This window comes from Allobosea sp. 2RAB26, assembly GCF_052115465.1.
In the GTDB taxonomy this organism is placed as follows: Bacteria; Pseudomonadota; Alphaproteobacteria; order Rhizobiales; family Beijerinckiaceae; genus Allobosea.
In genome coordinates, this window is record NZ_JBFRGS010000003.1 from 13013 (window position 1) to 35801 (window position 22789).

A 22789-nucleotide genomic window follows, 5' to 3' on the forward strand; every position below is an offset into this window, starting at 1 on the left:
TCTTCATCGGGGTGTCTACCCCTTCGGTAGCCTGGGCTGCGAAGAAGACCTGGTCGAGAACTCCTGGGGCAGCGCAGCGAGCAGGGCTCCGCGGCAAAGACCTTGAGGCGATCGAACGGAACGGAAGGGGTGTAGTCCGGCTGGTCGGCAGGGGGCTTGAACGCCGGGATGATCGGCGTGCCTGCAGGCTTCGCATTGAGCGCCGCCATCTGGCCGGGCCACCCATTACCGGATTACCTACGCGGCCCTAGTAAAACACGCTTCGGCACGCGACCATGCCCCGGGTCTGCTTGACCAGCCGGCACACGCCGAATGGCATGCAGAATGCTTCGAAATCACGAGGGTTTTCGCCCGGCTGCGAGACGAAGGCTGTCGGCCGCATCCTGTACAATTAAGCTTCTCTCAACCTAACAGCGCAAAGCGGGCTGTAAATTGCGGGCGAGGCGGGGCACCACTGCGCGCCGCGGTCGCCCGGTCGCTTCGACGTTGCGAATGACGTAACGTCGGTTTTGGCGTAGTTTGGATGAAGGGGGGAACAAACTGGACCAAACCCCAATGGTCGAGAGCAGTCAGGATACCGACCGGCTCGCAGACCCGGAGGCTCTCGCTGTCCGTGAGGCCCTTGAACGCATCCTGACATCGGATGCGTTTCGCAGTGCACCGCAGCTCTCCGCATTTCTGAACTTCATCGTGGAGCGCCGCATCGAAGGGCGCAGCTCGGAACTCAAGGGTTACACCATTGCGGTTGAGGCCTTCGGCCGACCGGCAGATTTCGACCCGCAGTCCGACCCCATCGTCAGGGTCGAGGCCGGTCGTCTGCGCAGAGCGCTAGGCCAGTATTATCAGGGCGATGGCGCCGACGACACGATCCGCATTTCCATGCCGGTCGGCGCTTACGTCCCTGTCTTTGAGCATCTTGGGGCTGCCGGGATGCTCGCCGAGCCGGCGCAGGAGCGCATGGCGCCCGGCGACGCCAGGGCGGCCCAGCTGCCGGTCCCTGAGCGGCCGAGCAGGCCCGGTTTCAGGCTCGGGCATTGGCTCGCCGTGTTAGCGCTGGTCCTCGTGATCGTGCCTCTTGCCACCTGGCACTACCTCCCTCCGCTGGAGACGACACCGCAGCCCGACCCGCTGGTGCGCCAGGCTCAGCTGATCGAGGAGGCGGCGCGTCGCGCGGGATCGAGCGCGTCGGCTCATTTGCCGATGGTCGTCGTATCGCTGAGCGGCGCGGCCGACGATCCGGAGCTGGCGGGGCTGGTACAGGCCTTCACCCGGCTCCTGGTCGATGCCCTGGCTCGGTTCGACGATCTCGTTACCGTTCGTACGCCGGCCGCCGGCGCGGACCTCTATAGCGGCGCCGACTATGTCTTCGAGATGAATGCGACGCGGCAAGGCGGGGCGACGGAAGGCTTCGGCCGGTTGCGCTCCGTCAAGGACGGTCGTGTGGTCTGGACGACGTCTGCCATCCGGACATTGCCGAAGGGCGAGGACGCTCCGGAATTGCGCGAGATCGCCCGACGGCTCGCAGTCAGGCTTGCCGAGCCCTTCGGCATCATTCACGCCGACTATCGCCAGACGATGACGGCGTCGCCGATGCGCTGTGTCTTCCAGGCGCTGAATATCCGCCGCACCATGCGCGCCGAAGATCACCTGGCCGCCCGCAACTGCCTGGAGGCAGTTCTGGAGCGCGACCCTGCCTTCCATCCCGCCTGGTCGCAGCTCGCCCTGCTGACGGTCGACGAATACACCGCCGGACTCAATCCACTGCCTGGTTCGCCGCTCGATCGCGCCTTGAGCGCCGCGTTGACGGCGGTCAGGCTGGCGCCGTCCAGCGCACGCGCGCAGCAGGCCATGATGGACGTGTACTTCGCACGTGGCGCCTATGAAGATGCCTTCAGGGCGGGCCGGGCCGCGCTCGTCCGCAATCCCTACGATCCCGACATCATGGCCGATCTCGGCGCGCGCTATGTTCAGATCGGTCAGCCTGCGGAAGGCCTGCCGCTGCTGCAGCGGGCTGTGGCATCCAGCAGCGGCCGTCCTGCCTGGTACGATTTCTACGCCTTCCTGGCCGAGCATCTGATGGGCAATGACAAGCTCGCGGATGCGCATGCCGCCATTTTCGTCGCCGATGACAGTCCGCTCAGCTTGCTTGGCCGAGCCCTCCACTTTGCGGGAAAGCATGATGAGCCGGGCGTTTCAGCGGCCCTGCGACGGCTGGCGCAGGCGGCTCCGCTCTTCGCGATCGACGCCAGGCTTTACCTGTCGCGGATGGGGTTCAGCGAAGCCGTCATCGACCGGATCATGTCGGATCTCGGGCCGCGTCGGCTTGAAGCCAGCGGCGTTCACTAAGCGAATTCCCGACCGTCGCCGCTTTTCGTCCATGGCCCTCGCATGCGCGTGAACAGACGGTTAATGTCGGGTAGCAGAGTGATTCGTCGCTTCCATTCCCCAGCAACCTCTTTCGCGCGGTCGTCGCCTTGGCCCCTGTCCGCCTTACCGCCTTGCATCCTCTCGCCAGTGCCGTGACCGGCGTGGCGGCTGGCGCATTCGCGGTTCTCGCCTTGCCGGGAGCGCTGGCCAACGCCACCGGCCTCCTGCTGGCGGGGGCAGGGTTGGCGGCATCCGCGATCTTCTACGAGCGACGTGTCCTTGCGCAGCGCGAGCAGATCTTCGCGGCGATCGGCGAGGTCAAGGTTCGCCTGGCTACCAACGCCATCAGGCTTGACAGTTTGGCGCAGCGTGTCGAGCAACTGCCGATGAGCGAGGCCGATGCCGCGCCCGCACGCGCTGCGATCAATGAACTGACGGCCGAGGTCGGATTGCTCGGCGACCTGTTGCAGCAAGTCGCAACGACGCTGGCAGATCACGACACGCAACTCTCGGCTGCGCAGGCCCGGCGCAATGCCGAAACCGCTCCCCCGCCGCCGCTCGCGCCTGCTCCCGAGCTTGCCCGTATTGCGCATCGCGAGGCGCTTGCGGCCGCGCGTGCGGAGGCCATTCAGGCCGAGCAGCTGCGCGCTGCCGATGAACGGGCCGCGATCATCAGCACCGCGCTGGCCGAGGGCAAGGTCGAGGTCCATCTCCAGCCGATCGTGCAGTTGCCGCAGCGCCGGACACGTGGCTACGAGGCGCTGGTCCGTCTGCGTCTCGACGAGAGCACCTTGCTGCTCCCCGCCGAATTCCTGGCGATCGTCGAGGAGCGGGGTTTCGGTCCGACGCTCGATGCACTGGTGCTGACACGTACGCTGGCGATCGCGCGCCATCTGGGATCCAAGGACGGCGGCCTGTTCGTGGCCTGTAATTTCAGCGCCGCAACCTGGGCCTCGTCGCAGGCTCTGGTGACCCTCTCCCGTATCCTCGAGAAATATCGCGAGCACGCCGGCCATCTGGTGCTCGAGATGCCGCAGCGCGTCTTCCGCGCCCTGGAGCCGACCAGCCTTGGCCTGCTCGGGGCGATGTCCGCCAATGGCGTGCGCTTCGCGCTCGACCATGTCGGCGATCTTCGGTTCGACCCGGCATCGCTGCATGATCGCGGCATACGCTTCGTGAAAGTGCCGGCCGCCCTGCTGCAGGCTGAAGCCGAACGTTCCTCGATCGATATCGCCGCCGCCGATCTCGCGGCTCAGCTCGCGCGGGCCTCGATCATCCTCGTCGCCGAGAAGATCGAGGATGATCCGACTGTCGCGGACATGATCGAGCTTGGCGTGACCTATGCCCAGGGGCTGGTGATTTCACCGCCGCGACCGGTCAAGCCGGAGGTCTTTGCCGATCCCGAGCCGGCGAAATCCGCCGCTCAGGTGCCCGAGCCCGAGCAGCCCGCCGCGCGGATCTCGGCCGAGATTCTGGGCTATCCCACCGCCGGCACATCGCCTGTGGCAGCGCTGCCAGCCCCGCCGAGCGGGCCTGCGCAGAAAGGCCCGGCGCCGGAGCGCCTGCCGTTCCGCGCCGTGCTACGCCGCGCCAGCGCCTGACAAAACCCTATCGCTGCCCGTTGCTACGGCCTAAACCGGCACCGTGCCGCGCTGCCGTCGCGCCGCATAGCCCAATTGGTTTCAGGGGAGTTGACCGCTTTGCAGCCTGCCAAGACCGCGCCCACCGTCGCATTGAGCGGTTTCTCCGAAATCACCGACCGGTTCGATCTCTGCCTGTGCGATATCTGGGGTGTCGTTCACAACGGCGTGGCAGCTCATCAGGACGCCTGCGATGCGCTGGTTGCGATGCGGGAACGCGGTGTTTCCGTCGTGCTGGTGACCAACGCTCCCCGTCCCCGCCGTGAAATCGAGGTCCAGCTCGCGCGCTTTGCCGTGCCGGAGGCTGCCTATGATGCGATCGTGACCTCCGGCGATGTCTGCCGGGCGCTGATCGAGGAACGGTCCGGCGAGCCAGTGTTCATGCTCGGCCCTGACCGCGACCTGCCCCTGATCGCCGGGCTGGATGCGCCGCGCGTCTCACCCGCGGACGCGCGCTACGTGCTCTGCACGGGATTGTTCGACGACGAGACCGAGACGGCCGAGACCTATGCCGGCCTCTTTGCCGATCTCGTCGCACGGGATCTCGTGATGATCTGCGCCAATCCCGATCTGGTGGTCGATCGCGGTGGCAAGATCGTGCCCTGCGCCGGCTCGCTCGCGCTGGCGTACGAGCAGATCGGCGGCAGGGTGATCTATGCCGGCAAGCCGCATCGCCCGATCTATGAAATGGCGCTGCATATCGCCGAAGCGCGGCGTGGCAAGCCCGTTCCGCCAGACCGGATTTGCGCAATTGGTGATGCCATTCGAACCGACATCGCCGGGGCGAACGCCTTCGGCGCGGCGAGCGTGATGGTGCTGGCGGGCATTCACGCCCAGGATCTTGTCGAGAAATCGTGGGAAGAGCGCCACGGCTGGTTCGCAGGGCAGCATGCCCGCCCGGATTACGCGATTCCGCAACTCGTCTGGTGACGATCGGCCACGCTCAGGCGTGACAGACCGCTTCCATCTTGACCTTCAGGGTCTGGGCGTTGAACGGTTTGACGATATAGTTGTTCACGCCGGCCTTCTTGGCGGCGATGACGTTCTCGGTCTTGGATTCGGCCGTGACCATGATGAACGGCGTCGTCGCGAGGGCATCTTCCTCGCGCACGCGCTGGAGCAGCTCGAAGCCGGTCATCGGCTCCATGTTCCAGTCGGAGATGACGAGGCCGTATTTCTTGTCGCGCATCTTGGCGATGGCGGTCGAGCCGTCCGACGCATCGTCGACATTCTCGAATCCGAGCTGCTTGAGCAGGTTCCGAATGATCCGGACCATCGTCTGGTAGTCGTCGACCACGAGGATGGGCATGGACGGATCGAGAGCCATTCTGGTGCTCCAAGCGTAACGACTGCAGCGCGGGGCAATACCCGCGCGCGGACCGCCTTCAGTGAGTGGCGACCATGCCGGGAGTGATAGGGCACTGGCGTTTCGAAGCGGTTAATTTGAACGAAAACTGACGTAGGGGAAGCATCGCTCCGGCGGCGGCACCAAAGTCGCATGGCCGAGGCGCCGGGGCTGTGGCATTCTATGTTGCGCCGCAACAAGGGCGGCACATCGAAATTGCATCGGCAGCCGGACCAATGAACGCAGTCTCCTATCAGGTTCATGCTTTCGAAGACCTCGCGATCGGCCAAAGCGAAAGCCTGATGCGCACGGTGATGGAGCGGGATGTCTCGCTCTTCGCCGATCTCTCGGGGGACGCCAATCCGATCCATCTTTGCGAGCGCTACGCGGCGGGCACGAAGTTCGGCCAGCGCATTGCGCACGGGATGCTGACCGCGAGTCTCGTGTCCGCGCTGCTCGGCACGAAATTGCCAGGGCCGGGCGCCGTCTACCTGTCGCAGACGCTTACGTTCCTCGCTCCAGTCAAGATCGGCGATGTCGTCACGGCGCGGGTCGAAGTGGTCGAACTCGTTGCCGAGCGTCGGCGCGCGCGCCTGTTCTGCGACTGTGTCGTCGACGGCAAGGCCGTGCTCGAGGGAGAGGCCTGGGTCGCCTTGCCGCCGGCAAAGCCAAAGGCCTGAAGCAGGGGGGCTTGCGTCCGGTGTCCTTGACGCTGCTGGCCTGAACCGCCATTGACTGCCGCGCGCGGGCGTGCCCCGCCGAGGCGGAACCCTTCGTGCCATGACCCGTCCTGCCGCCGCGCCTTCTTCAGGCCGGCCTCATGTTTTCGTCCTCGATGGCGACAGCCCGGTTCCGGACAGCTTGCGCGGAGCGGTGCTGGCGCTGGGCAATTTCGACGGTGTCCATCGCGGCCATGCCGAACTCGCTCATGTCGCGGTCGCCATGGCGGCCAAGCAGGGCCGCGAGGCTGCCGCTTTCACCTTCGAGCCGCATCCCCGATCGGTCTTCAGCCCCGAGCAGCCGGTCTTTCGGCTGACGCCGCCCGACGTCAAGGGGGAGCTGCTCGCCCAGGCCGGGCTGAAGCGAAGCTTCGTGTTGCCCTTCGATCGCGCCATTGCGGCCGTGAGCGCCGAGAGTTTCGTCGATGACCTGCTGCTCGAGCGGCTCGGCGTCGGGGGGCTCGTCTGCGGCTACGACTTCCATTTCGGCAAGGGCCGCGCCGGCTCGCCCGAGATGCTGCAGGCGAGGGCGGGCGCGCGCGGTGTCCCGGTCACGGTGGTCCCGCCCTATTCCTGGGCGGGGGAGCCGGTCTCCTCGACCTTGATCCGCACCGCGCTGGAAGCCGGAGATGTCGGCCGCGCAGCGGCGTTCCTTGGGCGGCCCTGGTTCGTGCGCGGCGAGATCGCCCATGGCGACAAGCGTGGGCGTGACCTCGGTTACCCCACCGCCAACATGCATCTCGCCCGTGATTGCCGCCTGAAATTCGGCATCTATGCCGTCAGGATGAAGGTCGACGGCATCTGGCGCGACGGCGTGGCGAGCTTCGGCAGTCGCCCGACCTTCGATGACGGTGCGCCGCGGCTCGAGACCTTCCTCTTCGATTTCGCAGGCGATCTCTATGGCAAGATCGTCGATGTCGCACTGATCGCCTGGCTGCGGGGCGAGGAAAAATTCGACTCGCTCGAAGCCCTCATCATGCAGATGGACAAGGACAGTGCCCGGGCCCGCGCCATTCTGGCGCAAACACCGCCCTTCCTTCCTTAACCTGCCCCTGTTAGAAGCCGTTCATGCTCGCTCATTGCGCCCAGATCATAGAATTGCTCCGGCGAATTACGGGCCCGGCTGACGCTGCCCTGCGCTGATCGCAGGCGTCCGCGCAAGCCGGGATGACCGCCGCTTTCCCTTGTCCTTAAGGACCGGTGACGCGCCAGCCATGCATGGCCCGCCAGTCCAGCTGCCCGAGCCGGATCATGAACGACCAATCCAATTCCGCCCCATCGAAAAGCGTTGATTATTCGCAGACGCTGTTCCTGCCTCAGACCGAATTCCCGATGCGCGCCGGCTTGCCGCAACGCGAGCCGGAACTGCTCGCCCGCTGGCAGACGATCGAGCTCTATCGCAAGCTGCGCGAGAGCGCGAAGGGCCGCGACCGGTTCATCCTGCATGATGGCCCGCCCTATGCGAACGGCCATCTCCATATCGGCCATGCGCTCAACAAGGTGCTGAAGGACCTCGTCGTCCGCTCGCAGCAGATGCTCGGCCATGATGCCAACTATGTCCCGGGCTGGGATTGTCACGGCCTGCCGATCGAGTGGAAGATCGAGGAGCAATACCGGGCCAAGGGCCTAAACAAGGACGATGTGCCGGTCGTTGAATTCCGCAAGGAATGCCGTGCCTTTGCCGAGCACTGGGTCAATGTTCAGCGCGAGGAGTTCAAGCGCCTCGGTGTCGAGGGCGACTGGGCCGATCCCTACCTGACCATGGCGTTCCCGGCCGAGGCGCAGATCGCCCGCGAGATCATGAAGTTCGCCGAAACGGGCCAGCTCTATCGCGGCTCCAAGCCGGTGATGTGGTCGGTGGTCGAGAAGACCGCGCTGGCCGAGGCGGAGGTCGAGTACGAGGAGCATACGAGCGATACGGTGTTCGTGGCCTTTCCCGTCGCGTCGGGAGCGGATGCTCTGGCCGGCGCCTCGGTCGTGATCTGGACGACGACCCCCTGGACGATCCCCGGCAACAGGGCGATCTCCTTCCACCACAAGATCGCCTATGGGCTCTATCGGGTGACCGCGGCGGCCGAGGGCAACTGGGCGAAGGTCGGCGCGACCTATGTGCTGGCGAAGGCCCTGGCCGAGAGCGTGTTCAAGGCGGCCAAGGTCGACGCCTTCGAACTGGTGCGCGATGTCGATGCCGCCGAGCTGAATGGCCTGACCGCCGCCCATCCGCTGCGCGGCCACGGCTACGACTTCGATGTGCCGTTGCTCGACGGTGACCATGTCACCGACGATGCCGGTACGGGCTTCGTCCACACCGCTCCCGGCCATGGTCGCGAGGATTTCGATATCTGGATGGCGAGCGGCCGCAAGCTCGCCGAGCGCGGAATCGATACGCATATCCCCTACACCGTGGATGCCGATGGTCGCTTCACCAAGGATGCGCCGGGCTTCGAGGGCCGGCAGGTCATCACCGACAAGGGCGAGAAGGGCGACGCCAACGACGCCGTGATCAAGGCGCTGGCGGCGAGCGGCACCATCATCGCGCGCGGCCGGTTGAAGCATCAGTACCCGCATAGCTGGCGCTCGAAGAAGCCGGTCATCTTCCGCAACACGCCGCAATGGTTCATCGCCATGGACAAGCCGCTCGGCGAAGCGCTCGGCGGTCCCGATGTTCCGTCCACGCCGGGTGGCAATGTCGATACGCTGCGCAACCGCGCGCTCAGGGCGATCAAGGAAACCGAATGGGTTCCCGCGGCCGGCGAGAACCGCATCACCGGCATGATCGCCAACCGCCCTGACTGGGTTGTCTCGCGCCAGCGCGCCTGGGGCGTGCCGATCACCGTCTTCGTCGAGAAGGACAGCGGCACGATCCTCGTCGATCCGAGGGTCAACGCTGCCATCGCCGATGCCTTCGAGAGCGAGGGGGCCGATGCCTGGTTCACCGATGTCGACGGAGCGCGCTTCCTGAAGCCCTTCGGCTACGATCCGCAGATGTATGAGCGCGTCACCGACGTGCTCGATGTCTGGTTTGATTCAGGCTCGACCCACGCCTTCACCCTGGAGAAGCGGCCGGACCTGCGGGCCCGCCGGCGCGGCGAGGGCGGCAATGACCGGGTGATGTATCTGGAAGGGTCTGACCAGCACCGCGGCTGGTTCCACTCTAGCCTGCTCGAAAGCTGCGGCACGCGCGGCCGGGCGCCCTATGACATCGTGCTGACCCACGGCTTCTGTCTCGACGAGAAGGGCGAGAAGATGTCGAAGTCGAAGGGCAATGTCACGGCGCCGCAGGACGTCATCAAGGAATCCGGCGCCGACATCCTGCGCCTCTGGGTCGCGGCGGCGGACTATTCCGACGATTTGCGCATCGGCAAGGAAATCCTCAAGACCTTCGTCGAGACCTACCGCAAGCTGCGCAACACCATGCGCTGGATGCTCGGCACGCTCGCGCATTTCAGCGAGGACATCCGCGTCGCCTCGCCTGCGTCGATGCCCGAGCTCGAGCGCTTGATGCTGCACCGCCTTGCCGAGCTCGGGCCGCAGGTCGAGGAGGCCTATCGGACCTATGATTACAAGCGGGTCGTGACGCTGCTCTCGCAGTTCATGAACACGGAGCTGTCCGCCTTCTATTTCGACGTCCGCAAGGACGCGCTCTATTGCGACCCGCTCTCGAGCCATGTCCGCAAGAGTGCGCTGACAGTGGTCGACCATCTCCTGCGCTGTCTCGCAACCTGGCTGGCGCCGATCCTGGTCTTCACCACCGAGGAAGCCTGGCTCGAGCGCTATCCGGAGCAGAAGACGCTGGGTGGCTCCGTGCATCTCGAAGCCTTTGCCGAGGCTCCGCAGAGCTGGCTCGATCCGGAGCTGGCCGAGCGCTGGAGCAAGATCCGCCGCGTTCGGCGTGTCGTCACCGGGGCACTCGAACTGGAACGAGCGGCCAAGCGCATCGGCTCGTCGCTCGAAGCCGCGCCGGAGGTTCACATCGCCGATCCCGACCTGCTGGCGGCGCTGTCGGGGGTCGATCTCGCCGAGATCTGCATCACGTCGGGTGTCAAGATTGTTGCGGGCGAAGGGCCCGAGGATGGCTTCCGGCTTCCGGAGGTGCCCGGCGTCGCGGTCGTCCCGGTCCGGGCCAGCGGCGTGAAATGCGCTCGCTCCTGGAAGTATTTCGATCCAGCGACCGCCGAGCGCGACCATCCCGATGTCACTCCGCGCGACGCCAGGGCCTTGCGGGAGCTCGGCAAGGCGGCCGGGCGATGACGTCGCTGCGCCGCTTCGGGATCTGGATCGTCGCGCTGGTCTTCGTGCTGGACCAGGCGTTGAAGCTCTGGCTGGTCTTCGGTTTGCACCTGGGTGAAACCGGTCCCTATGACCTAACGTCCTTCATGACCATCGTGCTGGCCTGGAACCGCGGCATTTCCTATGGGCTGTTCCAGCAGGAGGGGAACCTCGGGCCCTGGCTGCTGGTGCTGCTTTCCGTCGTCGCGGCGATCTGGCTTAGCCGCTGGATGTGGCGGGCAACGGACCGGCTGACGGTCGCAAGTCTCGCACTCATCGTCGGCGGCGCGCTTGGTAACGGCGTCGACCGGGCTGTGTACGGTGCCGTCGTCGACTTCGTTCACCTGCATTATGGCAGCTTCAGTTGGTACATCTTCAACATTGCCGATGCGGCTATCGTTGTCGGTGTGCTCGGTCTCCTGTATGAGTCCTTCCGCCCTGACGCCTCAAAGTCTGCACAGGCTTGAGGCGCGTCGCCATGCTTTTGCCCTTCCCTTGGTGCAACACGGCGAAACACGGACAGGAACGCAGGTTCCTTCACGGAGGTTTTGAGATGGCCAATCGCGCTCGCGCAATCCGCATCCTGCTCGCTGGGAGCATGATCGCGGCCGCGCTTCCCGCCTCGGCTCAGGAAGGCATGTTTTTCCAGAACGCCATGCGGACCTTTGGACTGATGCCGGGGGAGGGGCCCGATATCGAGTATCGCCAGCGCCCGCCGCTGGTGGTGCCGCCGTCTTCCGCCTTGCCGCGTCCGCAAGATCCGGCCTCGCAGCGTACGGCTGCATGGCCGAATGATCCCGATGTTGCAGCCCGCCGTGCGGACGCCAAGGACGCGCTGATTCCGGCGACCGAGCGCGAGAAATACAAGCTGAACCAGACCCCGCTGCTCAGCCAGCAGGAACTGCGTCGCGGTCGCGTGACCGGCGGACAGGTTCAGGCACCACCGGAGACCCAGAGCAAGACCTTCGAGGAGAATATCGGTCCGATCCGTGCCGGTCGTGAATTGGCGGCGCGCCAGGCTGCCACCGATACCTCGAACCTGGTTCATGGCCAGGAGCCGCAGCGCCGCTTGCTGAGCGATCCGCCGACCGGCTACCGCAAGCCGGCTGGTACGGCGCCGCTCGGACCCGGTCGGGGCGGGCCGCGTGAAGACACCAACAGCACGGGCCAGAAGGAATTCGTGCAGGGTCTGCCGTCGCCGAGCACGCCCTGACCCTTCGCTGAAAAACCGTGATGGCGAGCGCCGCGCGCTGGCGCGGCGCGTAATCGCGCCTATATCGAAGGTCACTCCTGCCGCGAAGGTGCCACCCTGAAATGACGGTTCATACTCCGACTGCACGCTTGTCGGTTCCAGTCGAAGCCTTCAGGCTCGCCAACGGGCTTGACGTCGTGGTCGTGCCGGACAGGCGCGCGCCGGTCGTCACCCATATGGTCTGGTACCGAAACGGCTCGGCCGATGATCCGGCCGGCAAGTCCGGCATCGCGCATTTCCTCGAGCACCTGATGTTCAAGGGCACGGCGCGCTGGCCGGCCGGCGAGTTCTCCAAGATCGTCGCGGGCTATGGCGGCCAGGAGAACGCCTTCACCTCCTTCGATTACACCGCCTATTTCCAGCGCGTGCCGAAGGAACATCTGCGCGCCATGATGGACTACGAGGCGGACCGGATGACCGGGCTCGCCTTCGATGAGAGCGTGGTCGCGCCCGAGCGCGATGTCGTGCTCGAAGAGCGACGCATGCGCGTCGATGCCGACCCGGCTGCACAACTGGGGGAGGAGTTCTCCTCCGCGCTCTTCGTGCATCATCCCTATGGCACGCCGATCATCGGCTGGGAGCACGAGATAGAGGGCCTGACGCGCGACGACGCCTTCACCTACTATCAGCGCTTCTACACGCCGGAGAACGCGATCCTGGTCGTCGCCGGCGACACCGATCTCGACGAGGTGCGCACGCTTGCCGAGGCGACCTATGGCCAGATCGCGCCGCGTGGACAGGCCCCGGTGCGCAAGCGCCCGGCCGAGCCCGCTCCGCGCGCAGCGCGCCGGGTCTCGCTCAGCGACCCGCGTGTGCGCCAGCCGTCCCTGCGGCGGGGCTGGCTCACGCCGACCTATCTCAGCGGCGATCGCAGCGAGGCATTCGCGCTCGAACTGGTGGCCGATATCCTCGGCGGCGGCACCACGTCGCGGCTCTATCGCCAGCTTTGCGTCGAGCAGGAGCTCGCGGCCGGTGCCAGCGCCTATTTCATGGGCTCGATGGTCGATCGCGCTGCCTTTCAGATGTCGACCAGCCCACGCCCGGGCATCGACATGGCTGCGCTGGAAGCTGGCCTGGATGCGGCGCTCGCGACCTTCCTTGCCGATGGGCCGAGCGAGATCGAGTTGAGCCGCGCCCGCACGCGGCTGGTGGCGGAGACCATCTTCGCCCGGGACAGCCAATCTTCGCTCGCTCGTATCTTCGGTGCCTCGCTGGCCGTCGGCGAAACCGTCGAGGACGTCCTGGCCTGGCCGGAACGGATCGAAGCCGTGACGCGCGAGGCCGTCATCGAGGCCGCGCGCCGCTATCTGCGGCCCGACCGTTCGGTCACCGGGCTGCTCTTGCCGGCAGCTTGAGTCCGCGCCCCCTTTCTCATGCGGGTGGGGTGACACCGTCCCACCGTTAGGAAGCGACATGAACGCGCCCATCCCCACCCCGGGTTCCACGCTTGCCGGTCCCTCGGTGGCGGTCCAGCAGGTCCGCTCGACCTCCGGTATCGAAGCCTGGCTTGTCGAGGAGCACAGCCTGCCGCTGATCGCGATCGATTTCGCCTTCGACGGTGGTGCGACACGCGACCCCGCCAATGCCGCGGGCAGCGCCTATCTCGTCTCGGGCCTGCTCGATGAGGGGGCTGGCGATCTCGACGCGGAAGCGTTCCACGGCCGGCTAGCCGACCACGCCATCAGCCTGGGCTTCGACGCCCGTCGCGACGATTTCCACGGCCATTTGCAGACCCTGTCGCGCCATCGCGACGAGGCGTTCTCGCTGCTGGCTTTGGCGCTGAACGCGCCGCGCTTCGATGCTGATGCGGTGGAGCGCGTGAAGTCGCAGGTCGTCGCTGGCCTGCAGCGTCAGGCGCAGAATCCGGAGACGCTCTGCCGCAATGCTCTCTATGCGGCGGCCTATCCTGGCCACGCCTATGGCCGTCCGGAGAAGGGCGATATCGACAGCGTCTCGCGCACGGAGCCCGCCGGATTGAAGTCGCTCTCGCGCGAGTTGCTGACCCGCGCCGGCCTCAAGATCGTCGTGGTCGGTGACATCACGGCGGAAGAACTGGCGCAGCGGCTCGATCAGCTCTTTGCCGCGCTCCCGATCGGCACGGCTCGACCGGTCCCGACCGAACCCGTTCCCGTACAGGGCCTCGGCGAGACGCATGTCATCGATCTCGATGTGCCGCAGACCGTGCTGCGCTTCGTCGGCCCGGGCCTGATGCGCCGCGATCCGGATTTCATCACCGCCAGCGTGTTGAACCATATCCTGGGTGGCTCCGCTTTCACCTCGCGCCTGTTCCTTGAAGTGCGCGAGAAGCGCGGCCTTGCCTATGGCGTGTCGTCGAGCCTGCTGCCGCTGCGCGAGAGCGCCATGCTGGTCGGCGGCACTGCGACGCGCAACGACCGCGCGGCCGAGTCGCTTGCCGTCATTCGCGAGGAGATGATGAAGCTTGCCTCCGAGGGGCCGACCGAGCACGAGGTCGAAGAGGCCAAGCGCTACATCATCGGCTCATATCCCCTGCGCTTCGATACCTCGCCGAAGATCGCTGCCGAGCTGCTGGGCCTGGCGGTGAACGGGTTCGGCCCGGAATTCCTCGCCGAGCGCAACCAGCTCTTCGCCGCCGTGACGCTCGCCGACATCAAGCGCGTTGCGCAACGGCTCTTCGGCGACCCGCGCCTGCTTGTGCAGGCCGTTGGTCGGCCCGTCGGCCTCGTCTGACGGCGCGCCGCCCACCCGCATTTCCACCGACCCCATACGGATACCAGGCCATGCTGCAGCAAAGCTTCGACCTCGCGCTCGAATCCGGTGTCGGCGCCGGGGGCATCCCCGATGCTGCCTTCGAGAAGGCACAGGCCGCTCTCGCGCCCGCGCTGGCGCGGCTGAAGGGCGAGGCGGACGCGAAGTCGCTGCCCCTGCTGGGATTGCCGGCCGATACGGCCGATCTGGCACCGGTCCATGCTGCCGCGAAGCGCCTGCGCGAAGGCGCGACCGATATCCTGATCCTCGGCACGGGCGGCTCCAGCCTCGGTGGCCAGACGCTGGCCCAGCTCGCCGGCTACGGCATTGCCGGCCTGTCGAGCTTCGCGCCCACGCCGCGCGTGCATTTCATCGACAATCTCGATCCTGAGACATTTGCCTCCCTGCTCACGAAACTGCCGCTCAAGTCGACCCGGTTCGTGGCCATCTCCAAATCAGGCGGCACCGGAGAAACCCTGCTGCAGAGCATCGCGGCGATCACCGCGCTGCGCGCCGCCGGTATCCCCGATGGTGAGATTGGCCGGCACTTCCAGGGGCTCTCCGAGCCGGCCAAGCCCGGCAAGCTGCACCCGCTGCGTGCCCTGCTGGAGCCGTTCGGTACGCCCTTCCTCGACCATCATACCGGCGTGGGTGGGCGCTACTCGGTTCTGACCAATTGCGGTCTGCTGCCGGCCGCGATCCTCGGCCTCGATATCGAAGCCCTGCGCAACGGTGCGGCCAAGGCACTTGCTCCCCTGCTGGCGGGTAAGGGCGTCCGCGAGGTCCCGGCTGCGCTGGGTGCGGCCCTGCACCTCGCCGCCATGCGCTCTGGCAAGGGCATCGCAGTGCTGATGCCCTATGCCGACAAGCTCGCCCTGTTGACGCGCTGGTGGGTCCAGCTCTGGGCCGAGAGCCTCGGCAAGGACGGACAGGGCACCCAGCCGGTCGCGGCGCTCGGGCCCGTCGACCAGCATTCGCAGCAGCAGCTCTATCTCGCCGGGCCGAAGGACAAGTTCTTCACCGTTCTGACCCTCAGCACCAAGGGCAGGGGCCCGGGGATCGATGCTGCTCTGGCGAAGAAGATCGGCGAGGACGGTTTCGCCGGCAAGACGATTGGCGATCTCGTCGCGGCGCAGGGCGTCGCCATGATCGATACCTTCGCCAAGAACGGCCGCGCGGTGCGCCGCCTCCATGTCGATCATGTCGACGAGACGGTGCATGGCGAGATCCTGATGCACTTCATGCTGGAAACGATCCTGACGGGCTACGCCATGGGCGTCGATCCGTTCGATCAGCCGGCGGTCGAAGAGGCGAAACTTCTCGCCAAGCGCTATCTTGCCGAAGGGCGCGGCTGACGATTCGGGTTTCCGCGCTCGCTCCCTTTTTGCCGGGCTCAGCATGACCGTTCGCCGTCTCGATCCCATCCTGGTCGATCGCATCGCCGCCGGCGAGGTGATCGAACGGCCGGCTGCTGCCGTGAAGGAGTTGGTCGAGAACGCCATCGATGCCGGTGCGCGCGCGATCGCCGTGACCATTGCGGCCGGCGGCCGCGAGCTGATCCGCGTCGTCGATGACGGCTCCGGCATGTCGCCCGAGGATCTGGCGCTGTCGGTCGAGCGCCACGCCACCTCGAAGCTGCCGGATGGCGATCTCTTCGCGATCCAGTCTCTCGGTTTCCGCGGCGAGGCGCTGCCGTCGATCGGCTCGGTGGCGCGGCTTGCGATCACCACGCGCCGGCGCGAGGCTTCGCAGGGCCACGGCCTCGTCGTCGAGGCTGGCGAGAAGGGCGTGGTTCGTCCGGCCGCTGCTGCGCCCGGCACGCGCATCGAGGTCAGCGATCTCTTCATCTTCACCCCGGCCCGCCTCAAGTTCCTGAAGAGCGATCGGGCGGAGGCGCAGGCCGTCTCCGAGATGTTGCGGCGACATGCCATCGCCCATCCGACCATCCGCTTCTCCCTCGAAGGTGACCATGTCACCGGCTTCGACTGGCCAGCTGAGGCGATCGGCGAGGAAGGGCTGCTGCGCCGGCTGTCGCGGGCGCTCGGCCGTGATTTTCCCGAGAATGCGCTGCGGCTCGACGTGGCGCGCGAGGGCATTCGGGTCACCGGTTTCGCCGGGCTGCCCACCTTCCATCGAGGGACCTCGGCCGGCGTGCATCTGGCGGTCAATGGCCGGCCGGTGCGAGACAAGCTGCTGCTGTCGGCGGTGCGCGGCGCCTATGCCGATGTGGTGCCCTCCGACCGGCACCCGATGCTGTTTCTCGATGTGATCTGCGATCCGCGCTTCGTCGACGTCAACGTCCATCCGGCCAAGAGCGAAGTCCGCTTCCGCGATCCGGCCCTGGTCCGCGGCCTCGTGGTATCCGGCCTGAAGGCCGCCTTGGCCGAGGCCGGGCACCGCGCCACGACGACAGGTGGCGCCCGGACGCTGGAAGCCTTCCGCGCGGTCTTCTCTGGGGCCGGGCAGCAGCCGTCAGTGCAGCGTCCAATGCTGCCGTCCGCACCTGCCTGGGCGTCGCCATCGGCCGGGTTCGGAGAGGCGCGGCAGGCCGATTTCACGGGTTTCGTGACGCCATCGGCCGATGCGCGAGCCCATGTCGCCGAGCCGGCGCAGGATGCCCTCGACCGCCCGCTTGGCGCCGCGCGGGCGCAGGTCCATGAAACCTATATCCTCGCCCAGACACGTGACGGCATGGTCATCGTCGACCAGCACGCGGCGCATGAGCGGTTGGTCTATGAACGGCTGAAGGCCGAGAGGGCCAGGACGGGTATTGCCCGCCAGGCTCTGTTGCTGCCGGAAGTGGTCGAGCTCGATCCGGTCGACGCCGACCGCCTGATCGCTGTCGCCGGTGACCTTGCTTCGCTCGGCCTGACCATCGAATCCTTTGGATCCGGTGCCGTGCTGGTGCGCGAGGCGCCGAGCGCGTTGGCTGGCGGCAATCTGCAGAAGCTGGTTCGCGACGTCGCCGATACGCTCGCCGAGCATGGCGATTCAGGATCGCTCGAACGGCGCCTCGACCATGTGCTGGCGACGATGGCCTGCCACAACTCGGTGCGTGCCGGCCGGCGCCTGCGGCCCGAGGAGATGGATGCGCTCCTGCGCGAGATGGAAGTCACGCCCAATTCCGGCCAGTGCAACCATGGCCGCCCGACCTATGTCGAGCTCAAGCTGAACGATATCGAGAAGCTGTTCGGGCGGCGGTGAAGCCCTCAGGGCGCCCGCAGGATCCAGACCTGGGTTTCACCATAGTCGCGTCGCTCCAGCTCCTCGAAGTCGCCGGGCAGGGCGATCTCGACCCCCGCCGCTTCCTCAAGCACGATCAGCGCACCAGCGGCCAGCCAGCCGCCATCGCGTGCCGAGATGAGCGCCTTCTCGCCAAGATTCTTGCGATAGGGCGGATCGCAAAAGACGAGCTGGAAAGGCGCCATCGGCCCGATCGGGCCGAGCTTGGTCGCATCGCGGCGGAAGATACGGCTCAGGCCGGCGAGCCCGAGCGTCATCTGGTTCTCGCGGATCAGGCCGCGTGCCTCGGTGCCGTCATCGACCAGCAGTGCAAAGCCGGCACCGCGCGAGAGCGCTTCGAACGCCATCGCGCCGGTTCCGGCGAAGAGATCGAGCACGCGCGCGCCCTCGACCACGTCGTCATAGGCATGGGCGAGCACGTTGAAGAGCGATTCGCGCAACCGGTCGGAGGTCGGGCGGATCGTGCCGATACCCGGCTTGGGGCCGGCCAGGGGCCGGCCGCCGAAGCGGCCGCCGACGATTCTCATCAGGCGCTACTCTCAGTCACGCTTGCCGCGGCCGCCGCCACCGGGCCGCGGTCCCTTGCCGCCGGGCTTACCGCCAAAGGGACGTCCGCCGCCGGGCTTGCCGCCAGCGCCGCGCCCGTGCGGGCGGTCGCCGGACGGTCTGCCGCCGCTTGGCCTGTCGCCGAAGCTGCGACCGCGCGGACGGTCATCGCCCTGACGCTCGGCAAAAGGTCGGGCGGGTCGCTCGCGTCCCTCACGAAGGGCGCGCTCAGGGCGTTCGCCGCGTGGCGCGCGCTCCTGCCATGGACGCTCGTCGCTGCGATCCTGTCCGCCGGCCCCCTCATCGCGTGGACGGCGCTGAGGCCGGTCACCAAGGCCGCGGGGTGACGCGCCGCGCTCCTGCGGGCGCGCTCCGCGGGCTCCCGGCCCGGTACGCTCGGCACGAGCCGGGCGGGCGGGCGCTTCTTCTCGTGCCGGCGCGCTGACGCGCTCGACCAGCACGCGGCGTCCCTTCGGATCGGCAATCGCCTTGTCGCGTTTGCGTTCGATCTGGCCGGTCGCCTCGCGGGCCTGCCGCGCCTCCTTCGGATCGGCGCCACGCCTTGGGGCCGAGCGGCGCTCACGTTGCGGCTCGGCCTCCTCATCGCGCCAGACGGTGCGCTTCCAAGGCTTCTCGCTGCGGGTGTCCTGCGAAACCGGACGTCCACTGCCGCGCGCCCCACGCTCCTCGCCACCCTCGCGGCGGCGCGGGCGATCCTCGCCCGCAGGCGCGCGCTTGGGCGCCGCCGGCAGCTCATCGCGGCGCGGTGCCTCGAAATCGACGCCGGCCTTGGCCATTAGCTCTTCGCCGAGCTGGTCCTTGATCACGCGGGAGCGGATCTCGTCGATCTCACCCTCCGGCAGATCGCCGAGCTGGAACGGCCCGAAGGAGACCCGGATCAGCCGGTTCACGGCAAGGCCGAGATGCTCGAGGACGGTCTTGACCTCGCGGTTCTTGCCCTCTCTCAGGTCGACCACGAGCCAGGTGTTCGAGCCCTGCTCGCGTTCGAAACGTGCCAGGACGGGCCCGTAGCTGATGCCGTCGATGGTGACGCCATCGCGCAGTGTGTCGAGCTTGTCCTGCGTGATGCTGCCGAAGGCGCGCACACGATAGCGCCGGAGCCAGCCGGTTTCCGGCAGCTCGAGCACGCGTGCCAGTCCGCCGTCATTGGTCAGCAGCAGCAACCCCTCGGTGTTGATGTCGAGGCGGCCGATCGAGAGAACGCGCGGCAGGTCCTCGGGCAGGGCCTCGAATACGGTCGGGCGGCCTTCGGGATCATGGTTCGTCGTCACCAGCCCGCGCGGCTTGTGATAGAGCCAGAGCCGAGTGCGCTCGCGCGCCGGCAATGGCTCGCCATCGACGAGGATCACGTCGCTCGGTCCGACATCGAGTGCCGGGCTTTCGATCACCTTGCCGTTCACGCTGACGCGGCCTTCGGCGATCATCGCCTCGCAATCGCGGCGCGAGGCGACGCCGGCGCGCGCCATCACCTTGGCGATGCGCTCCGGCTCGATCGAGGGCAGGAGGACTGCGCCCGGTGCCTGGGGCTCGGCATCCTCGCGGCGCGGACGATGAGCCCGGTCGTCGCCGCGCGGACGGTCGTGCCGCTCGGCGCGTGGCCTGTCGAAGCGCGGTGCGCCAGCATCCCGGTCGCCGAAGCTCCTGCCGCGGGGGGCCGCACCTTCGCGGGGCGGACGGCTCGTGCTGCGCTCGCCCTCGGAGCGGGCTCGGAACGGCCTTTCACCACCCTCGCGCGGTGGGCGCGGCGCGTCGTCGCGTCGGCCAGCCGGCTTGTCGAAGCGCCGGGCGGGGCGTTCGCCGCCTTCGGATGTCCTGTGTGAAGGGCGATCATCTCCCGAGCGACCACGAAACGGGGCGCGTTCGCCTTCGGTCCTGCTGCGGAACGGTCTTTCGCCGCCCTCGCGCGGCGGGCGCGGGGCGTCGTCGCGTCGGCCGGCCGGCTTGTCGAAGCGCCGGGCGGGGCGTTCGCCGCCTTCGGATGTCCTGTGCGAAGGGCGATCATCTCCCGAACGCGCACGAAACGGAGCGCGTTCGCCCTCGGTCCTGCTGCGGAACGGCCGTTCGCCGCCCTCGCGCGGCGGGCGCGGTGCGCCGTCACGCTGGCCTGCGGGCCTGTCGAAGCGACGGGCGGGGCGTTCGCCCTCGCTCCCGGCATCGCGGCGCGGCCTGTCATCGCCCGAACGGCCACGGAATGGCGGGCGATCTCCGCCCGAAGGTGGGCGGCCGCGTGACGGGCCACGGCCTTTGCCGTCGCCTCCGCCAAACCCGCCGCCTTTGCCGCCAGCTCCACCGCCCTTGCGTGGACCACGGCTTTTCTGGTTGTTGTCGTCGCTCATCATCGCTCCTGCACAGCCGGCGCTTGTAGCAGAGCGTATCATGCCTCGCGAGCGCCAAAGCAGAGGTTTCATGCTGCAATCGAAGCGTGCCGAGCTGGAGGGGATGGATCTCGCCCTCGCGGAGGCCCGGGCGGCAGGTGCCAGGGGCGAGGTGCCGGTCGGAGCCGTGGTCGTCAGGGACGGAACCATCCTGGCCAGTGCCGGCAACCGCACGCTCGAGCTGAAGGATCCGACCGCACACGCCGAGATGCTGGCCTTGCGGCGCGCCTGCGAAGAAATCGGCAGCGAACGGCTGATCGGCTGCGATCTCTACGTCACGCTCGAACCCTGCCCGATGTGCGCTGCCGCGATCTCCTTCGCCCGGATCAGGCGACTCTATTTCGGCGCCTCCGATCCCAAGGGAGGCGCGGTCGAGAACGGTGTCAGGCTTTATGCCAGCCCGACATGCCACCATGCGCCGGATGTCTATGGCGGCATCGCTGAAAGCGAGGCGGCGGATCTGTTGCGCGGGTTCTTCAAGGCGCGGCGTTAGGGGGGATTATGCGCCCGTCCCGCCCTGGGGATTGCGGATGCATCCAGCGTCGCTACGGTTCCGCTCCCGACAGATGAACATCGCGAGGCGCAATGTCCTTTCAGGCCTATCTCGACACCATCAAGCAGAAAACCGGCAAGGGGCCTGAGGAGCTGCAGGCGCTTGCCGACGCGAAGGGCCTCTCGGAAGCGGGCAGGCTCAGGCCGGGCGTCAAGGCAGGGCAGGTCGTGGATTGGCTGAAATCGGATTTCGATCTCGGCCATGGCCACGCCATGGCGATCTATGCCCTGCTCACGGGCAAGAAGAAGCCGGGTGATTGAGCTAACGCGCTGCTTCCGCAATCAGCCAGTCGCGAACCGCGTGCACAAGCGCCTCCTTGGAGCGGCTCGGCAGGGTCACCACGGAATACGTCAGTCCCTGTAGCGTTGGGCCGAATGGCTGGATGAGCCGGCCTGCATCGAGTTCCTCCCTCACGAGCGCCAGGCTGAGCAGCGCCGCTCCTTGGCCGGCGACTGCAGCCTGGATCGCCTGGCTTTCATCGGTGAAGCGCAAGGCCGATTTCGCATCGGGCCGCATATCTGTCCGCTCGAACCAGATCGGCCAGGTCGGATGATCGGGATCTGCGCTGCGCCATTCGAAATGGATGAGCGGCACCTTCGCGAGATCGGCGGGCTGGTGGACGTCCAGCACCGGATTGACCACCGGGGCGAACCGGTCTGCGATGAGTTGGCGCGCGTCGAGATTGGGATAGCTGCCATGGCCATATCGGATCGCCAGGTCGACCTGGCCCGAGTGCAGATCGACAACATCGTCTGATGCGTGCAGCCGCAGATCGATGCCGGGGTGGGCTTTCTGGAAGCCGGCGACGCGCGGCACCAGCCATTTCGCAGAGAAGGCTACGGTCGCCGAGATCGTGATGACCGGCCGTTTCCGCTCTGACCGAATGCGCTCGATCGCTGCGGCGAAGGCGTCGAAGCCATCGCGCAGCACGAGATAGAGCGCCCGGCCTTGTTCGGTCAGACTGACACGCCGCGTCTGGCGGTCGAACAGGCGCACATCGAGGTGCTCCTCGAGCGTCCGGATCTGGTGGCTGACCGCAGTGGCCGTGACCAGCAGCTCGGAGGCGGCTCGTTTGAAGCTGCCATGACGCGCCGCAGCTTCGAATGCCCGCAGCGAGGATAAGGGCGGCAGGCGTCGCATCACGGAGGTCCAATGATTGAGCTCACAACTTGCCTGATTATGAGTGAGTTTGATTCAGTTATCGAGTGAGGATTTCGCGTTTGTTGTCCTTGGCGTGAACGCACACATTCATCTCATCGCCGGACGGGCACACCGATTGGATGAATGAAATTCATCTCGCGACGCGGCCAGTCCATTCACAGATGAGATGAAAAGATGTTCGAGCAAGTTGTCACGCGGCCCGACCCCTACGAGCCGTATCTGTTGTCGCAGGCCATCAAGGTCGGCAACCTTCTCTTCGTATCGGGCCAGGCCGGCTATGATGACGAGGGCAAGGTCGTGGAGGGCGGATTCCTAGCCCAGGGCGAGCAGGCCTTCTCCAATTTGCGGCGTGCCCTCGAAGCGGGCGGTGCCAGCCTGAAGGATGTCGTCAAGGTGACGATTTTCGTCACCGACATGCAGGCTCAGTTCAAGGACGTGGTCGAGCTTCGCCGCAGGTTCTGGAGCGCGCCTTATCCCGCCGACACGATCGCTGAGGTCAAGGGCCTCTACGATTCCAGGGTGATGATCGAGATCGAGGCGATTGCGGCAGTGCCAGGGGAGGGCCGGTAAG

At 66.8% G+C, this 22789-nt stretch carries 19 protein-coding genes; 15 read left to right on the forward strand and 4 right to left on the reverse strand.

The annotated features are described in order from the left end of the window. The first annotated feature begins 555 nt into the window (after nucleotides 1-555). From AB4118_RS05775 to AB4118_RS05785, 3 genes are all read left to right on the forward strand, one after another. Nucleotides 556-2346 (forward strand): hypothetical protein, encoded by a 1791-nt coding sequence (locus AB4118_RS05775; protein ID WP_441488858.1) that lies wholly within the window; start codon nucleotides 556-558, stop codon nucleotides 2344-2346. A gap of 152 nt (nucleotides 2347-2498) precedes the next feature. Next, a complete protein-coding gene (locus AB4118_RS05780) occupies nucleotides 2499-3968 on the forward strand; it encodes an EAL domain-containing protein (RefSeq protein WP_441488859.1) in 1470 nt (489 codons plus the stop codon). Between the two features lie 99 nt (nucleotides 3969-4067). Then, nucleotides 4068-4937, forward strand: a complete 870-nt coding sequence (locus tag AB4118_RS05785) for a TIGR01459 family HAD-type hydrolase (RefSeq protein ID WP_441488860.1) — start codon at nucleotides 4068-4070, stop codon at nucleotides 4935-4937. Nucleotides 4938-4950: 13 nt separating this feature from the next. On the opposite strand, the gene AB4118_RS05790 is transcribed toward AB4118_RS05785, so the two are convergent. Next, complete coding sequence (locus tag AB4118_RS05790) at nucleotides 4951-5334, reverse strand: response regulator (protein WP_043231142.1); 384 nt, start codon at nucleotides 5332-5334, stop codon at nucleotides 4951-4953. 254 nt (nucleotides 5335-5588) lie between these two features. On the opposite strand from AB4118_RS05790, the gene AB4118_RS05795 reads away from it, so the two are divergent. From AB4118_RS05795 to mutL, 9 genes are all read left to right on the forward strand, one after another. Then, nucleotides 5589-6032 (forward strand): MaoC family dehydratase, encoded by a 444-nt coding sequence (locus AB4118_RS05795; protein ID WP_113515314.1) that lies wholly within the window; start codon nucleotides 5589-5591, stop codon nucleotides 6030-6032. A 100-nt stretch (nucleotides 6033-6132) separates the two neighbouring features. Then, entirely contained in the window at nucleotides 6133-7116 is a 984-nt protein-coding gene (locus tag AB4118_RS05800) for a bifunctional riboflavin kinase/FAD synthetase (RefSeq protein WP_441488861.1), read from the forward strand. A 206-nt stretch (nucleotides 7117-7322) separates the two neighbouring features. Further along, the gene (gene ileS, locus AB4118_RS05805; protein WP_441488862.1) at nucleotides 7323-10322 is read left to right on the forward strand and encodes an isoleucine--tRNA ligase; all 3000 of its coding nucleotides are present in this window, start codon (nucleotides 7323-7325) and stop codon (nucleotides 10320-10322) included. Beyond that, nucleotides 10319-10807 (forward strand): signal peptidase II, encoded by a 489-nt coding sequence (gene lspA, locus AB4118_RS05810; RefSeq protein ID WP_441488863.1) that lies wholly within the window; start codon nucleotides 10319-10321, stop codon nucleotides 10805-10807. Before ileS ends, lspA begins: the two co-directional genes overlap by 4 nt. A gap of 86 nt (nucleotides 10808-10893) precedes the next feature. Further along, nucleotides 10894-11553, forward strand: a complete 660-nt coding sequence (locus AB4118_RS05815) for a hypothetical protein (RefSeq protein WP_441488864.1) — start codon at nucleotides 10894-10896, stop codon at nucleotides 11551-11553. Between the two features lie 101 nt (nucleotides 11554-11654). Then, entirely contained in the window at nucleotides 11655-12947 is a 1293-nt protein-coding gene (locus AB4118_RS05820; protein ID WP_441488865.1) for a M16 family metallopeptidase, read from the forward strand. Between the two features lie 58 nt (nucleotides 12948-13005). After that, nucleotides 13006-14301, forward strand: coding sequence for a M16 family metallopeptidase (locus tag AB4118_RS05825; RefSeq protein WP_441488866.1), 1296 nt, complete (start codon nucleotides 13006-13008; stop codon nucleotides 14299-14301). Nucleotides 14302-14351: 50 nt separating this feature from the next. After that, nucleotides 14352-15674, forward strand: coding sequence for a glucose-6-phosphate isomerase (locus tag AB4118_RS05830; protein ID WP_441488867.1), 1323 nt, complete (start codon nucleotides 14352-14354; stop codon nucleotides 15672-15674). A 43-nt stretch (nucleotides 15675-15717) separates the two neighbouring features. Next, complete coding sequence (gene mutL, locus AB4118_RS05835; protein WP_441488868.1) at nucleotides 15718-17523, forward strand: DNA mismatch repair endonuclease MutL; 1806 nt, start codon at nucleotides 15718-15720, stop codon at nucleotides 17521-17523. 5 nt (nucleotides 17524-17528) lie between these two features. Here the strand turns inward: mutL and AB4118_RS05840 are convergent, their stop codons facing one another. Both AB4118_RS05840 and AB4118_RS05845 read right to left on the reverse strand, forming a co-directional pair. Beyond that, nucleotides 17529-18089, reverse strand: coding sequence for an RsmD family RNA methyltransferase (locus tag AB4118_RS05840; protein ID WP_441488869.1), 561 nt, complete (start codon nucleotides 18087-18089; stop codon nucleotides 17529-17531). Between the two features lie 12 nt (nucleotides 18090-18101). Then, nucleotides 18102-20465, reverse strand: a complete 2364-nt coding sequence (locus tag AB4118_RS05845) for a pseudouridine synthase (RefSeq protein ID WP_441488870.1) — start codon at nucleotides 20463-20465, stop codon at nucleotides 18102-18104. A 103-nt stretch (nucleotides 20466-20568) separates the two neighbouring features. Here AB4118_RS05845 and AB4118_RS05850 point away from each other — a divergent pair, with 103 nt between their 5' ends. After that, nucleotides 20569-20997, forward strand: a complete 429-nt coding sequence (locus tag AB4118_RS05850) for a nucleoside deaminase (RefSeq protein ID WP_441489224.1) — start codon at nucleotides 20569-20571, stop codon at nucleotides 20995-20997. Between the two features lie 92 nt (nucleotides 20998-21089). Beyond that, nucleotides 21090-21317, forward strand: a complete 228-nt coding sequence (locus AB4118_RS05855) for a DUF4287 domain-containing protein (protein WP_441488871.1) — start codon at nucleotides 21090-21092, stop codon at nucleotides 21315-21317. A gap of 1 nt (nucleotide 21318) precedes the next feature. On the opposite strand, the gene gcvA is transcribed toward AB4118_RS05855, so the two are convergent. After that, a complete protein-coding gene (gene gcvA / locus AB4118_RS05860; RefSeq protein ID WP_441488872.1) occupies nucleotides 21319-22197 on the reverse strand; it encodes a transcriptional regulator GcvA in 879 nt (292 codons plus the stop codon). A 195-nt stretch (nucleotides 22198-22392) separates the two neighbouring features. Here gcvA and AB4118_RS05865 point away from each other — a divergent pair, with 195 nt between their 5' ends. After that, complete coding sequence (locus AB4118_RS05865) at nucleotides 22393-22788, forward strand: RidA family protein (protein WP_441488873.1); 396 nt, start codon at nucleotides 22393-22395, stop codon at nucleotides 22786-22788. The last annotated feature ends 1 nt before the right edge of the window (nucleotide 22789 follow it).